Annotated in this window: 12 protein-coding genes and 9 tRNA genes; 19 read left to right on the top strand and 2 right to left on the bottom strand. The window is 40.3% G+C overall.

The window, feature by feature from the left end:
• The first annotated feature begins 37 nt into the window (after positions 1-37).
• From ruvC to WA256_RS12555, 19 genes are all read left to right on the top strand, one after another.
• On the top strand, positions 38-562 hold the full coding sequence (ruvC, locus tag WA256_RS12645; protein ID WP_054561285.1) for a crossover junction endodeoxyribonuclease RuvC: 525 nt from the start codon (positions 38-40) through the stop codon (positions 560-562).
• Position 563: 1 nt separating this feature from the next.
• A complete protein-coding gene (gene ruvA / locus WA256_RS12640) occupies positions 564-1,184 on the top strand; it encodes a Holliday junction branch migration protein RuvA (protein WP_130166299.1) in 621 nt (206 codons plus the stop codon).
• Between the two features lie 7 nt (positions 1,185-1,191).
• On the top strand, positions 1,192-2,196 hold the full coding sequence (ruvB, locus tag WA256_RS12635; RefSeq protein ID WP_054553011.1) for a Holliday junction branch migration DNA helicase RuvB: 1,005 nt from the start codon (positions 1,192-1,194) through the stop codon (positions 2,194-2,196).
• A 975-nt stretch (positions 2,197-3,171) separates the two neighbouring features.
• Positions 3,172-3,876, top strand: a complete 705-nt coding sequence (gene tolQ / locus WA256_RS12630) for a protein TolQ (protein WP_054561288.1) — start codon at positions 3,172-3,174, stop codon at positions 3,874-3,876.
• Positions 3,863-4,297, top strand: coding sequence for a protein TolR (gene tolR / locus WA256_RS12625; protein ID WP_054561289.1), 435 nt, complete (start codon positions 3,863-3,865; stop codon positions 4,295-4,297). The genes tolQ and tolR overlap by 14 nt, the downstream gene beginning before the upstream one ends.
• Before the next feature lies 1 nt (position 4,298).
• Positions 4,299-5,237: a cell envelope integrity protein TolA gene (tolA, locus tag WA256_RS12620; protein ID WP_054561290.1), complete on the top strand. Its 939-nt coding sequence runs from the start codon at positions 4,299-4,301 to the stop codon at positions 5,235-5,237.
• Positions 5,238-5,246: 9 nt separating this feature from the next.
• The gene (gene tolB / locus WA256_RS12615; RefSeq protein ID WP_062565178.1) at positions 5,247-6,605 is read left to right on the top strand and encodes a Tol-Pal system beta propeller repeat protein TolB; all 1,359 of its coding nucleotides are present in this window, start codon (positions 5,247-5,249) and stop codon (positions 6,603-6,605) included.
• Positions 6,606-6,639: 34 nt separating this feature from the next.
• Positions 6,640-7,182 (top strand): peptidoglycan-associated lipoprotein Pal, encoded by a 543-nt coding sequence (pal, locus tag WA256_RS12610; RefSeq protein ID WP_054553016.1) that lies wholly within the window; start codon positions 6,640-6,642, stop codon positions 7,180-7,182.
• Positions 7,183-7,194: 12 nt separating this feature from the next.
• Positions 7,195-7,956 carry a tol-pal system protein YbgF gene (gene ybgF / locus WA256_RS12605; RefSeq protein WP_054561292.1) on the top strand — a complete coding sequence of 254 codons (762 nt, stop codon included), beginning with the start codon at positions 7,195-7,197 and terminating at the stop codon, positions 7,954-7,956.
• Positions 7,957-8,124: 168 nt separating this feature from the next.
• Positions 8,125-8,200 (top strand) — tRNA-Lys (locus tag WA256_RS12600).
• A 63-nt stretch (positions 8,201-8,263) separates the two neighbouring features.
• Positions 8,264-8,339: transfer RNA gene (locus WA256_RS12595), tRNA-Lys, on the top strand.
• 56 nt (positions 8,340-8,395) lie between these two features.
• Positions 8,396-8,471 (top strand) — tRNA-Lys (locus WA256_RS12590).
• 57 nt (positions 8,472-8,528) lie between these two features.
• Positions 8,529-8,604, top strand: a tRNA-Lys gene (locus WA256_RS12585).
• 58 nt (positions 8,605-8,662) lie between these two features.
• A tRNA-Lys gene (locus tag WA256_RS12580) sits at positions 8,663-8,738 on the top strand.
• A 56-nt stretch (positions 8,739-8,794) separates the two neighbouring features.
• Positions 8,795-8,870 (top strand) — tRNA-Lys (locus WA256_RS12575).
• Between the two features lie 51 nt (positions 8,871-8,921).
• A tRNA-Lys gene (locus WA256_RS12570) sits at positions 8,922-8,997 on the top strand.
• 51 nt (positions 8,998-9,048) lie between these two features.
• Positions 9,049-9,124: transfer RNA gene (locus tag WA256_RS12565), tRNA-Lys, on the top strand.
• 129 nt (positions 9,125-9,253) lie between these two features.
• The gene (nadA, locus tag WA256_RS12560; RefSeq protein WP_054561293.1) at positions 9,254-10,294 is read left to right on the top strand and encodes a quinolinate synthase NadA; all 1,041 of its coding nucleotides are present in this window, start codon (positions 9,254-9,256) and stop codon (positions 10,292-10,294) included.
• Between the two features lie 146 nt (positions 10,295-10,440).
• A tRNA-Ser gene (locus WA256_RS12555) sits at positions 10,441-10,528 on the top strand.
• Between the two features lie 162 nt (positions 10,529-10,690).
• Here WA256_RS12555 and WA256_RS12550 read toward each other — a convergent pair.
• Together WA256_RS12550 and WA256_RS12545 are read right to left on the bottom strand one after the other, a co-directional pair.
• On the bottom strand, positions 10,691-11,989 hold the full coding sequence (locus WA256_RS12550; RefSeq protein WP_269407735.1) for a PD-(D/E)XK nuclease family protein: 1,299 nt from the start codon (positions 11,987-11,989) through the stop codon (positions 10,691-10,693).
• Positions 11,990-12,388: 399 nt separating this feature from the next.
• Positions 12,389-14,113 carry a GspE/PulE family protein gene (locus WA256_RS12545; RefSeq protein ID WP_335991905.1) on the bottom strand — a complete coding sequence of 575 codons (1,725 nt, stop codon included), beginning with the start codon at positions 14,111-14,113 and terminating at the stop codon, positions 12,389-12,391.

Below are 14,113 nucleotides of genomic sequence, written 5' to 3'. Positions count from 1 at the left end.
AACCGCAGATAATAATGATAATAGACGGATCAGTTAGTTGGCGATTATTTTAGGGATTGATCCTGGTTCACGGTTAACAGGGTACGGCGTGATTGCTCACCAAGGTGCTAAGTTCACTTATTTAGGTAGTGGCTGCATTAAATTGGCTGATCACGATTTTCCGGTACGCTTAAAAATGATTTACCAAGGGATCAGTCAATTGGTAGAGCAATTCTCACCAGACAGTTTTGCTATCGAAAAAGTGTTTATGGCACACAACCCAGACTCAGCGCTTAAGCTCGGTCAAGCACGTGGCGCTGCTATCGTTGGCGCTTCAATGGCAGAGCTGCCAGTTTATGAATATTCAGCTAGGCAAATTAAGCAGGCCGTTGTAGGTAATGGCGGAGCCGATAAGTCTCAAGTACAGCATATGGTTAAAAACATTTTAAAGCTGCCTGGTACCCCTCAAGCCGATGCCGCAGATGCCTTAGCAATTGCTATTTGTCATGCACATTCAGAACAAAATTTAATAAAACTTGCGGGCAGTGCGAGCAAAACCGTAAGAGGACGATTAAGGAAGTAATATGATTGGTCGATTAAATGGCTTACTAGTAGAAAAACAGCCGCCAGAAATTCTTATTGAAGTAAGTGGTGTAGGCTACGAAGTGCAAATGCCGATGACCTGCTTTTATGATTTACCTGCAGTGGGTGAGCAAGCGATTATTTATACCCATTTTGTGGTACGTGAAGATGCCCAGCTATTATTTGGCTTTAACAACAAAACCGAACGCGCTTTATTTAGAGAGCTTTTAAAAGCCAATGGTGTAGGGCCAAAACTTGGTCTTGCTATTTTATCGGGTATGTCGGCGCAGCAATTTGTAAGTTGTGTTAATAATGAAGATGCAACAACACTGGTTAAACTGCCGGGTGTTGGTAAAAAAACGGCTGAGCGTTTAGTGCTCGAAATGAAAGATAGACTCAAAGATTGGGGTAATGACTTATTTACACCATTTAGCGATAATGCCGTCATTGAGCCATCAAGTGATGATAGCCTAGTGGCAAATAATGCTGCAGATGATGCAGTATCAGCATTAGTGGCATTAGGCTATAAGCTACCGCAAGCACAAAAGGCGGTTAAAACAGTGAACAAACCAGATATGACGACCGAGGTTCTAATTAAAGAAGCTCTAAAATCAATGTTGTGAGTAAACCATGATTGAAGCAGATCGCTTAATAGATGCGAGTGAACAAAGTAACGAAGACAGTGTTGATCGTGCCATACGACCAAAGCTGTTAACCGATTACACAGGCCAGCCGCATGTTAAGCAACAAATGGAAATTTTTATCGAGGCAGCTCGCCACCGTGGCGAAGCGCTGGATCACTTATTAATATTTGGTCCACCGGGCCTTGGTAAAACCACACTTGCAAATATTGTTGCCAACGAGCTTAACGTTAATATTAAAACAACATCAGGGCCAGTACTCGAAAAAGCAGGCGATTTAGCCGCACTTTTAACGAACCTTGAAGAAGGCGACGTACTGTTTATTGACGAAATACATCGCTTGAGCCCGCAAGTCGAAGAGATTTTGTATCCCGCAATGGAAGATTATCAGCTGGATATAATGATAGGTGAGGGCCCCGCAGCACGCTCTATCAAGCTTGATTTGCCGCCATTTACTTTAATTGGTGCAACAACTCGTGCTGGCTCACTCACTTCACCACTTAGAGACCGTTTTGGTATTGTTCAGCGATTAGAGTTTTATTCTGTTGAAGACTTATCAAAAATTGTTGCCCGCTCAGCAAGCTTTTTAGACTTAACCATGTGTGATGAAGGCGCAACCGAAATCGCCAAGCGTTCACGCGGTACACCGCGCATAGCAAACCGTTTATTACGCCGCGTTCGTGATTACACCCAAGTGAAATCAGACGGTAAAGTAAATGCTACAGTTGCAGAGCAAGCCCTCGATATGATTGATGTCGATAAAAGCGGTTTTGACTACATGGATAGAAAATACTTGCTAGCTATTATCGAAAAATTTATGGGCGGCCCCGTTGGCCTTGATAACCTAGCGGCTGCAATTGGCGAAGAAAAAGAAACCATTGAAGATGTCATAGAGCCGTTTTTAATTCAACAAGGCTTTATTCAGCGTACCCCCCGCGGACGACTTGTTTCAGACATCGCTTACCTGCACTTTGGGCTAACGCCAGAGAAATAACTAAAACCCCGCGGTTAGTTAGAAGCTTTAAGCTATAAGTATCAAGCAGCTCGGAAGGGCTGTTTTTTATCGAGATAAATTGCTTGTATCCAACGGGTATGTAGATTTTTACCGCTTACCGCTTACCGCTTACCGCTTACCGCTTACCGCTTACCGCTTACCGCTTACCACAAACCACTAACCAGTGGGTTGTTGTCTCATTTTAACATCTGTAATTCACATGCTGTTAAGTTATCGGTAGGTATTCTCATTGGCGTTTGTGTAGGCAAAAAAAAGCCCGCATAAGGATGCGGGCAAACAACAAGTTGAAGGAAGTAATCCAGGGAACTACGGTCTACTTGAATAAGGTTTTATCCCGATTTAAGTGAACCTAGAGCAATACGAAACTTCATATTGCTAAAAACGGAGCTTGATGAAAGAAACTTTCATGAGGTTGCTAGCTCGGTATAGGTAAATAATACGCAATGATGGATTTTTCTTCAAACTAGAAAAATTTTATTTTCAGATAAAAAAAACTAATGTGAGCTAAAAATTGAATTGTTTTCTTTTTGTTCACTTTGTAACTATTTTGTTTTTAACCTTCTGAATAAAAGGGTTTTTATAATTTTTGTGATCTTTATTCAGGATTAGTTTAAGTATTCTGTAGTAGATTTGCAAAAGTGCTTTTGGGTGTTTATGCGTAATTTATGAATAAACGTCGTGTTTTTGGCTGTTTTGGTTGCTTTTGAGAGCTATTCTAGTGACTTATTATTAAGGTGAAAATATGCGTAAATGTGTTGATAAAACCTAATATGGCTAAAAAATAACTAAGCAAATTGCTTTTTACCGTTATTTGCCGCTAATTCACAGCAAGAGCGTTGTCAGTTTATAACTGACTAGATACACTAGATGTAACTTTTGGCCACCTTTGTGGTCAATAAATGCAAGTGTAAAAAATATAACAAATTACATAGAAATCTATTTTAGGAGTTTAACGTGGGATCAGGGCTTAACTTTTTAGATCTTATTCTAGAAGCCAGTGTACTTGTCCAGCTAGTAATGTTGGCATTAGTCGGTATGTCGGTAATGTCATGGGCAATTATTTTTCAACGTAAAAAAGCGATTTCTGATGCACTTAATGGCGCTAAGCGTTTTGAGCAAAAGTTTTGGTCAGGTATTGATTTAAGTAAATTATATAACGAAGTATCTGCTCGTCCTGGTGGTGCATCAGGTGTTGAAGCATTATTCGTTGCAGGATTTAAAGAGTTTGCACGTCATAAGAAAAATACATTTCAAAGTGCAGGCATCGTAATGGAAGGCACACATCGTTCAATGCGAGTTGCGCTATCGCGCGAAGTTGAAAAGCTTGAGTCTAGTTTATCGTTTTTAGCAACAGTGGGTTCAATTAGTCCTTACATCGGTCTGTTTGGTACGGTATGGGGTATCATGAACGCATTCATCGCGTTAGGTGAAGTTAAACAAGCAACGCTACAAATGGTAGCGCCAGGTATCGCCGAAGCGCTGATTGCAACTGCAATGGGCTTATTTGCTGCAATCCCTGCTGTAATTGCTTACAACCGTTTTGCTAATAAAGTAGAAAAGCTTGAAGGTAATTACATTAACTTCATGGAAGAATTCGCCAATATTTTACACCGCCAAGCAGCTGCGCAAATAGAGGCTAAAGCGAATGTATCAGCGTAAGAAACGTCGCCCTGTAGGTGAAATAAACGTAGTACCTTACATTGATGTAATGTTGGTACTACTAATTATATTTATGGCAACTGCGCCACTTATTACCCATGGTGTAAAAGTGGATTTGCCGAAAATGGAAGAATCGGATTTAGTTGATACCAAAGATACACCGCCTATCATTGCGTCAATTGATGCTGAAGGTAAGTACTATGTAAGTATTGGTACTGACCCAGAAGCACCAATGGAAGCGCTGGATGTTGCGGCGGTAATTAAACTTCAACTGCAAAAAAATCCAGATACACCTGTGATGATTAAAGGTTCTGGCCGTGTTTCTTATCAAGAAGTACTGCTGCTTATGGACTTTTTGAAAAATGCTGGTGTGCCTTCAGTGGGTCTTATGACCGAATCATTCGAGGGGACGAAAGGCTAGTATGGGTGCATCAGTAGTAAAATCGGTTCTTTTGCACCTTGCAATAGCAGGTTTATTAGTAGCAACAGCTAATTTTCATATGCCAGCGCCTAAGGTGATGGAAGTAACGCTGAACCCTGCTTTACCAGAGCCTGAAAAAGCCGTTGCCGCAGTAACGGTTGATCAGCAAAAGGTTGAGCAGAAAATTGCCGAGCTTAAAAAGCAAGAAGAAGCAAAAAAACGAGCCGAAGCAAAACGTATTCGTGACCTTGAGCGCCGTGCAAATGATGCACGTAAGCAACGTGAAGCTGAAGACAGACGCCTTAAAAAGCTAGAGCAGCAACGCCGCGCGAAAGAGAAAGAAAAAGCAGAAGCAGAAGCACAAGCGAAGAAAGCACGTGAAATTCAAGAGAAAGAACGAGCTAAAGCGCAACAGGCTGAAAAGCAAAAGCAAGAAGCTGAAGCCGCAGCGAAAGCTGCAGCTGAAAAACGTAAAGCTGAAGAAGAGGCGTTAAAGAAAGCGGAAGAAGAGCGTAAGCGTAAAGCTGCCGAAGCTGAAGCTGAACGTAAACGCAAAGAAGCTGAAGCAGAGCGTAAACGCCAGCAAGCATTGCAAGAGCAAATGCTACAAGAACAATTAGCTGCTGAGCAGGCTGCACGTAATAAAGTGCGCCAGCAACAAGTAGTGGGCGAAGTTGAAAAATATAAAGCGTTAATTATGGCGCGCATTCAACAAAACTTCTTAAAAGATGAGAAGATGAAAGGTAAAGAATGTCGTCTTAATATTCGTCTTGGTTTTAATGGCTTAGTGACTCAAGTAAAATCACTGGGCGGAGATACCTTGGTATGCGAAGCTGCAATGCGCGCGGTGCGTATGGCAGACACACTACCAGTATCACCAGACCGTGAAGTATTTGAGCAACTTAAAAATATTAATTTAACAATAGCGCCTCAATTTTAAAGGAATGATATGTTTAACCAGATAAAAACAGCATGTTTTATTGTATTACTGGGCTTTCATGGCATTGCCAGTGCTGCACTAGAAATTGTGATCACCGATGGTATTGACGGTGCACGTCCAATTGCGATTGTACCTTTCCAGTACAATGGTGTAGGAACTATCCCTGAAAAATTAAGCTCAGTCATTGCAGCTGACTTAATGCGTAGTGGTAAGTTTAAGCCAATTGACGTTAACACAATGCCGCAGCTTCCAGCTACTGACACCGACGTTGATTACGGCGCTTGGGTTAATAAAGGCGTTGAAGCGGTTCTTGTAGGCCAAGTAGAACAGCAAACAAATGGCCGTTACTTAGTTAAGTATGAGCTTATTGATGTTATTCGTGGTCAAATTACCGGTGGCGAAACGCAAATGATGAGCAATGGCCAATTAGTTAAAAGCCAAGATCACATTTTAGACGCGCGTGAAAGCGTAATTGCTGAAACAGGTTTTCGCCGTTACGCGCACCGCATTAGTGATGTGGTTTACGAAGCGCTTACGGGTGAAAAAGGTGCATTCTTAACGAAGATTGCTTATGTGATTGTTCGCGAAGAAGAGCCTAAGCCATACCAGCTTGTAGTTGCTGATTACGATGGTTTTAATGAGCAAGTGTTACTTCGCTCTAAAGAGCCATTAATGTCACCAGCGTGGTCACCTGACGGTACTAAGCTTGCGTACGTAACATTTGAGAATCGTCAAAGCCAAATTTATATTCAAGATTTATACACAGGTAAACGTGAGCTGATCACAAGTCACCCTGGTATTAATGGTGCACCGCAGTTCTCGCCTGATGGTAAAAAGTTATTATTAGTGCTTTCTAAAGACAGAAATGGTGCAACAGAAGTATATGTTTTAGACCTTGCAACTCGTAAAGAAAGACGTCTTACAAACCACCGTAGTATAGATACTGAACCATCTTGGTTCCCTAATGGGCAAGATATTGTGTTTACGTCTGAAAGGGGTGGTAATGCCCAGATTTATAAGTTAAATTTGCAAACTGGTAGGTCAAAACGCATGACGTTTGACGGAGATATGAACCTAGCAGGTTCGATTTCTCCAGACGGAAAAGAATTAGTGATGGTGAACCGTACCAACGGTCAATACCATCTTGCTAAGAAAGAGCTAGCTACAGGCGCGTTCCAAGTATTAACTAGAACTCGCTTAGATGAATCACCGAGTATCGCTCCAAACGGCTCGATGATTATCTACAGCACGCTTCATAATAATAAACAGGTGTTGGCGTTAGTTTCTATGGACGGTCGCTTTAAAGCACGCTTACCTGTGCTAAACGGACAAGTAAAGGCACCAGCTTGGTCGCCTTATTTACAGTAATTTTACTGGTTTACTCAATATAGGAATCAATTAAATGCAACTTAATAAAACTTTAAAAGGCCTGCTAATTGCTGTGCCAGTGATGACATTAGCGGCGTGTAGCTCTTCTTCAGGTGTTGACGAAGGTGCTGCAAACCAATCTAACCAAGGTATGGTTGAGCAATCAAACAACACTGATACTGTTGAAGTTGCAACGCTTACTCCAGAGCAACAAGCTGAAGAAGCACTTCGTGAAAAATACGAAGCGTTACGTCAAGAGCAAATCATTTATTTTGGTTTTGATAACGCAAAAATCCAAAGCAAATATGCTGAATTATTACAAGCACACGCTGAGTTTTTAGTACAAAACCCTTCAGTGAAAGTACTAATCGAAGGTCACGCAGATGAGCGCGGTACGCCTGAGTACAACATCGCACTAGGTGAGCACCGTGGTCAAGCAGTAGAAAAATACCTACAAAGTTTAGGTGTTTCTGCTAGCCAAATGTCAGTAGTGAGCTATGGTGAAGAGAAGCCAATGGTTAAGTCTCGCACTGAAGAAGCGTTCGCGAAGAACCGTCGCGCAGTATTAGTTTACTAATAAAGAGTCATTATGAAGCCGAAAATTATTTTGGCAGCAATGATCTTAAGCGGGAGCACCCAGTTATGGGCTGCTCCCGCTCCTGTTTCAGAAGCTGCAAGCTCGCAATCGAGCATTGAGAAGCGTTTAGTCGCTTTAGAAAACATGATGAAGTCACGTAATTTATTGCAAGCTGAGCTTCAGCAGCAGCTTAATATTTTACAAGACGAAGTGAGCCAAGTACGTGGTATTACTGAAGAGCAAAGCTATAAGCTTGAAAAAGTATTACAACGTCAGCGTGAGCTTTATCAAGAGATTGAGAACCGTGTAAGTCAAGCTTATAGCCAGCCTGCTGCAACACAAACTCAACCTACTAACACTTATACGGATGTGGGTGCATCACAGGCAATTAGTTCAGACTTATCTGAAAACGAAGCCTATGAGCGTGCTGTAGCGTTAATCATGAAAGATAAACGTTATGAGCAAGCAATTCCTGAGTTCCAAACATTCTTAACTACTTACCCTAATTCAGTGTATGCATCTAATGCGCATTATTGGTTAGGTCAGCTGTTAACAATTCAAAACGATCAAGCTGGTGCAACTGAGCACTTTAAAGTTGTTGTGAATGAATACCCTAATTCTAATAAGCGCCCAGATGCGATGTTAAAGTTAGGAAACTTATTAGCGGATCAAGGTTTAGGCGAGCAAGCCCTTAAAACCTTTAATGATTTAATTAATCAGTACCCAAGTACTACCGCTGCTAAATTAGCCACAGAACGTCTGTCGCAAATGTAGATTTGACCTGATTAGACTGCTTTTTGACATAAGCGGTCTAAAATTAGGCAACTAGACATAAAAACTTAAAAAAAGAGATATTTTCTGTTGCACTCAGCATTTAAATAAGTATTATAAGCGCCCGCAGCAGGCGATTGGTAACAACAGCCAAAATGCGGAAAAAAGAGCGGGTCATTAGCTCAGTTGGTAGAGCAGTGGACTTTTAATCCATTGGTCGATGGTTCAAGTCCATCATGACCCACCATTCTCTTAGAATGGTAATCTTTAATCGACGGATTTACGTATAGCTTTTATAAGCAATTAGAGCGGGTCATTAGCTCAGTTGGTAGAGCAGTGGACTTTTAATCCATTGGTCGATGGTTCAAGTCCATCATGACCCACCATTCTTTGAATGGTTCTATATCGGCGGATTTACGCAGCTTATTACAAGCATCAGAGCGGGTCATTAGCTCAGTTGGTAGAGCAGTGGACTTTTAATCCATTGGTCGATGGTTCGAGTCCATCATGACCCACCATTCTTTTGAATGGTTCTATATCGGCGGATTTACGCAGCTTTTTACAAGCATCAGAGCGGGTCATTAGCTCAGTTGGTAGAGCAGTGGACTTTTAATCCATTGGTCGATGGTTCAAGTCCATCATGACCCACCATTCTTTTTGAATGGCCTTATATCGGCGGATTTACGCAGCTTATTACAAGCATCAGAGCGGGTCATTAGCTCAGTTGGTAGAGCAGTGGACTTTTAATCCATTGGTCGATGGTTCGAGTCCATCATGACCCACCATTCTTTGAATGGTCTTATATCGGCGGATTTACGTAGCTTATTACAAGCATCAGAGCGGGTCATTAGCTCAGTTGGTAGAGCAGTGGACTTTTAATCCATTGGTCGATGGTTCGAGTCCATCATGACCCACCATTCTTCGAATGGTCTTATATCGGCGGATTTACGCAATTCAACATCCAGAGCGGGTCATTAGCTCAGTTGGTAGAGCAGTGGACTTTTAATCCATTGGTCGATGGTTCGAGTCCATCATGACCCACCATTTTTCGAATGGTCTCATATCGGCGGATTTACGCATCTAAATATCCAGAGCGGGTCATTAGCTCAGTTGGTAGAGCAGTGGACTTTTAATCCATTGGTCGATGGTTCAAGTCCATCATGACCCACCATTGCTGATTTATCTTTTCTTTCTAAGTTATCCTTTATTTATCTTAACAGCTCACAGCAATACTGTTCTTTAGCTTAAGATTCTCGTATAATTCGCGCCATGAATGCACTGTGGACTAAGTGGTCGAGAAATGAGTCTAGCTGAACAAATTATGCCTGAAGATTATATCTTCCCTCCAAAGCCAGCTCCGTTATCAAAAGACGAGCAAGCTGAGTATAAGGCACGTATCAAACAATTATTAAAAGACAAGAACGCGGTTCTTGTTGCCCATTATTACACTGATCCTGAAATTCAAGCTCTAGCTGAAGAAACAGGCGGTTGTGTTGCTGACTCGCTAGAAATGGCGCGTTTTGGCGCTAAGCACGACGCAGATGTAATTGTGGTAGCCGGTGTTCGCTTTATGGGCGAAACAGCAAAAATCCTAACGCCAAATAAAACAGTTGTTATGCCAACACTTGCTGCAACTTGTTCATTAGACGTAGGTTGCCCAATTGAAGAATTCTCAGCGTTTTGTGATCAGCACCCTGATCGCAAGGTAGTAGTGTATGCAAATACATCAACAGCTGTTAAAGCGCGTGCAGATTGGATTGTTACTTCTTCATGTGCCCTAGAGATCGTTGAGCACCTTGATGAGCAAGGCGAAAAAATCATTTGGGGTCCAGATAAACACTTAGGTTCTTACATTCAAAAGAACACAGGTGCAGACATGATAATGTGGAATGGCGCCTGTATCGTTCATGACGAGTTTAAAACCAAAGCACTTAAGGATATGAAAGCCTTACACCCAGATGCGGCTGTATTGGTTCACCCAGAGTCTCCTGCGGAGATTGTAGCCTTAGCTGATGCGGTTGGCTCAACAAGCCAACTAATCAAAGCAGCGCAAACTATGGACAACAAAAAGTTCATCGTAGCGACTGACCGAGGCATTTTCTACAAAATGCAGCAGTTATGCCCAGAGAAAGAATTCTTTGAAGCCCCAACAGCGGGTGAAGGCGCAACATGTAAAAGCTGCGCACATTGCCCGTGGATGGCAATGAATGGCTTAAAAGCGATTGAAGAAGCACTGACAGACCCAGAAGGTAAAGAAGTGTTTGTTGATATGGACTTACGCGAAGGCGCATTAAAGTCGCTTAATCGTATGTTAGATTTCTCAGCAACGCTTCAACGCTAAGAACGAATCGTCTATACAAAAGGCAAGGTGTTTACCTTGCCTTTTTTGTTTGATTACTAATCACTTAACTGCACGATTTTAAAAAGCCCTTGCGTCTATAGGGTTGTTTTCATACTATAACGCCGCGCTTTACTCTAAGCGCCTTAGGTGACGTGTCCGAGTGGCTGAAGGAGCACGCCTGGAAAGTGTGTATACGGCAACGTATCGAGAGTTCGAATCTCTCCGTCACCGCCATTTCTTTATTTCGTTCTTTAACCTTTCAAAGTACCAAATAACAATCGCTAAAACACTAAAAGCAAGCGATATAGATGGCACTACTTCATTGAATATATGAGGTTTTATACGGAGTTGAAAATAAATAATAGAGTTCAGTAATAACTAAACTCTATTTTTGGTTCAAAAACTTAATTCATTGATTCTACTTAACTGCTTCTCAATGAATAGAACGAGATCTGAATTTGGCGACATATCTAATTGATCAAAAACTGCCAAACGTTTAATTGATGCTTTTTTCTGATTGGTTTTGAAAGGCTTCTTAAATGCGGTAGCTGCTCTATCAGCAAGTCCGTGGTATTTGTCTTCAGAGTATTTACTAAAAAAAGCATTAAACTCATAAACTTCAGTACTGTCTTCATTATTAGGTTCTAGCTTGGTTCGATGTAGTTGAAAAGAGATGGGCCAATAACTTTCGTCTGCAATAAATTTCTTCAGAGTAAAATAAATATGATCAGAGTGAACTTCTGTTTCTAGCTGGTAGTTTAATGATAAGAGCCCCTCTTCAAACTGATCAAATTCAGTAAGGCCATGTAAGTGATCAAAAACATTAAAGTAACGATGTACTAAGGTCGCTATTTTATAAAAATCACTATCTTCACTCTTTAAGTTAGGTAATACGTCCGAATAGAACATATTTTGAGAGGTTTCTAGTAAATTAAAACTTTTATCATTCACTTCAATTGAATAAGCTACTAAAAGCCTTAATGTATCAGAGTGGGTATGAGCAATACTTTTAAGAGTTTTATCAAAGTTTCGATAATAATTATCCCGCGACTCCTCCCATTCGCCAAATATAAAGTCGTGGATATCTCTAAATTGATTTTCTAACCTAGGGGTTAAATTTTTTCGTTCAATAACATCTAACAAGGCATTACAAATCCAAGTATCATCAATTTGTATATAGCGCTGATCATACTGTTCGCTGTGATTAAGGCCGTAGCTATCTGAAAGTACAAAAATGTGCTGCCAACCCTCATAGTTTCTCTCTACCCAGTCAGCATAATTCAATAGCTGATTATTTTTCGCATAAGAGCCATCTTTTCTCTCAATCACTATAACTAGTTTTAACAGTGGATCGACCAATAACAAATCGATACGCTTTTTACCATCATTAACATCTATTGCTAATTCTCTTAATACTTGGATACCAGAAAAGCTAATTCGCAGCATATAATCTAGAGGTGGCATTGAAGCTACTTCATTTTCTTTTGAGTAAACTGCATTAACTAAGGCTTTAATAAAATACTCGCCTTGTTGATGCCCTTCATTTGGAGCTAGTAACCAAGCCAAAGTATCGGATCTCCTATTCTCGTCAAAATGAATATATTCGAATAACGAAGTAGAAATACACAAGCGTGTTAGTAATTGAAAATCTTTATCAGTAATTAAGTGATTCAGCTTATGTAATAAATCAGTCATCTTTTTCTTCCTAGGCGCTTTCTTGGGATGTCAATCAAATTCAGTTCTACAATATTCAATAGTTTTTTAGTAATGATGTAATCAGCTCTTTAGTTATTAGACAACAAAAGGATTTCTTAAATAGTTCTGGGGCTAATTCCAAAAGGGAAGTGGAATAGATTCTTCATTCAATTTCCTTTTAATGAAAGCTGAATGATATCTGAATATGTAATAATTTCATATACTTTGGATGAATACTAAGCTTAAATAACTATTACAAATTTACTATTTGCTAGATTGCTGTAATTATTAGGCTTAACTTTTACTTTGGGCTTAGAGGCCCTATAAAAATAAATAAGACTGTACAATACTTCTTGAACAAGAGTGGCTTTACATCACAGGATATTAGGTTTAGCCAGTCTAATTATCTAAGCTGTTATTTCTTTCACACTCTTTCCAAAAAGACTGTCCTAATACTCTATTTATTTCTTCTACTGAAGTGAGGCCTTTTGAAAGTGCTTCTAAGGCTACTTTATATAAAGATCTCGCACCGCATTTAGCTGCAATCTCTCTTAACTTACTGGTACTTTCTCCAGCACGAATTGCATCGGCTAGTTGATAATCAATAGTGATTATTTCGAACAGAGGAATACGTCCTTTGTAACCGGACTGATCGCAGTCATCGCAACCCGATGGCGACATAATATTTATATCAGGAAAGATGCTTTTAAAGCGTTTACCATAGGTATCTGTGGACAACGGGCCACTTAGGTTACAACTAGGGCATAGCTTTCTAATTAATCGCTGCGCTGCAACACCTTTTAAGGAGTCTGCAATAATAGGACGTGACACACCTAAACCTATTAACCTTGAAATAGTCGTAATTGCATCACTTGTATGTAAGGTGGTCATCACAAAATGCCCAGTTATTGCAGCGCGAAAGGTCATTTCTGCCGTTTCTTCATCGCGAACTTCACCCATTAATATTACATCGGGGTCTTGTCTTAAAATGCTTCTGAGGGCGCTGGAGAAGGTGAGGTTCTGATGTGGGTTAATATTAACCTGGGCAATACCTTCAATCTCATATTCAATTGGGTCTTCAACAGTTACAAGGCATTTTTCCGGAGTGTTTAATTCTTTTAGAGCAGCATAAAGCGTACTTGTCTTTCCTGACCCAGTAGGGCCTGTTATTACAAAGATACCTTCGCTACTTTGCAGTAAGTTTTTAAATGTATTGAGCTCTTGCTGTTGTAAACCAATATCATCTAACTTGTTTACAACAGATTTAATCAGTAGACGGATGACTACTTTTTCTCCCCCTTTAACTGGTAGTGTCGATACCCGTAGATCCACATCCTGACCTTTGAGCTCTAAACTAGCACTTCCATCTTGTGGAACCATTTTTTTTGCTAAGTTAAGGTCAGATAATGCTTTTATTCTTTGTACTATTGGAATAAAAACTTGTGCTGGTAATTCTGATATGACCCTTAACATACCATCTATTCTGTAACGAATTATGCCGCCATTATTAAAGGGTTCAATGTGAATATCACTGGCTTTGAATATAAACGCTTCTAACAGCATTTCGGATACAATTTTAACTATGGCTGAGTTTGAAGAGTCGGGCTCATTTTGTTTTGTTCGTGTGTTGAGTTGGTTTGATTTTATAATAATGTCATTCTCAGATAGCATTTGCTCCTGATAAAACATTTCCGTCCATTTTGCTATGAGCTCGGGTGATGCCAATACCGATTTAACATGAAGGGTCGTTAAAAATTCAACCATTGATTCCATATCAGTATCAAATGGATGAGGGGAAGCTACTGTTAATAAGCCATTTGTAAAGCCTAAAGGAAAAATTCCATACTCTCTAGCTACTTTAAAAGAAACATAATGAAGCAATTCTTCTGACATATCATCAGGAGGTTTTGCTACATCTAACTGGTAACTTTTTGCAATCATTGCTGTTAACACTTTGCTGTCGACTTGCAAAATTGCCTCTGCACTTTTCCATGCTGAAATGGCTGACTCACCGTTATACATTTCTTCAATATTAATATTGCTGTTAGTCGATTTTTCAATGCAAAATCGTTTTAGCCAGTTAAAAGTGGCATTACTTCTGTGTACCTCATTTTTATCTATCAT

The organism is Pseudoalteromonas sp. CH_XMU1449-3 (assembly GCF_037027245.1).
Taxonomy (GTDB): domain Bacteria; phylum Pseudomonadota; class Gammaproteobacteria; order Enterobacterales; family Alteromonadaceae; genus Pseudoalteromonas; species Pseudoalteromonas shioyasakiensis.
This window is presented reverse-complemented; position numbering and strand designations above follow the sequence as displayed.

What these genes read in the sequence shown, in the direction of transcription:
- ruvA (WP_130166299.1), top strand. Translation starts at nt 564, where the DNA reads ATGATTGGTCGATTAAATGGCTTACTAGTAGAAAAACAGCCGCCAGAA.
- ruvB (WP_054553011.1), top strand. Translation starts at nt 1,192, where the DNA reads ATGATTGAAGCAGATCGCTTAATAGATGCGAGTGAACAAAGTAACGAA.
- tolR (WP_054561289.1), top strand. Translation starts at nt 3,863, where the DNA reads ATGTATCAGCGTAAGAAACGTCGCCCTGTAGGTGAAATAAACGTAGTA.
- tolA (WP_054561290.1), top strand. Translation starts at nt 4,299, where the DNA reads ATGGGTGCATCAGTAGTAAAATCGGTTCTTTTGCACCTTGCAATAGCA.
- tolB (WP_062565178.1), top strand. Translation starts at nt 5,247, where the DNA reads ATGTTTAACCAGATAAAAACAGCATGTTTTATTGTATTACTGGGCTTT.
- pal (WP_054553016.1), top strand. Translation starts at nt 6,640, where the DNA reads ATGCAACTTAATAAAACTTTAAAAGGCCTGCTAATTGCTGTGCCAGTG.
- ybgF (WP_054561292.1), top strand. Translation starts at nt 7,195, where the DNA reads ATGAAGCCGAAAATTATTTTGGCAGCAATGATCTTAAGCGGGAGCACC.
- nadA (WP_054561293.1), top strand. Translation starts at nt 9,254, where the DNA reads ATGAGTCTAGCTGAACAAATTATGCCTGAAGATTATATCTTCCCTCCA.
- WA256_RS12550 (WP_269407735.1), bottom strand. Translation starts at nt 11,989, where the DNA reads ATGACTGATTTATTACATAAGCTGAATCACTTAATTACTGATAAAGAT.
- WA256_RS12545 (WP_335991905.1), bottom strand. Translation starts at nt 14,113, where the DNA reads ATGATAGATAAAAATGAGGTACACAGAAGTAATGCCACTTTTAACTGG.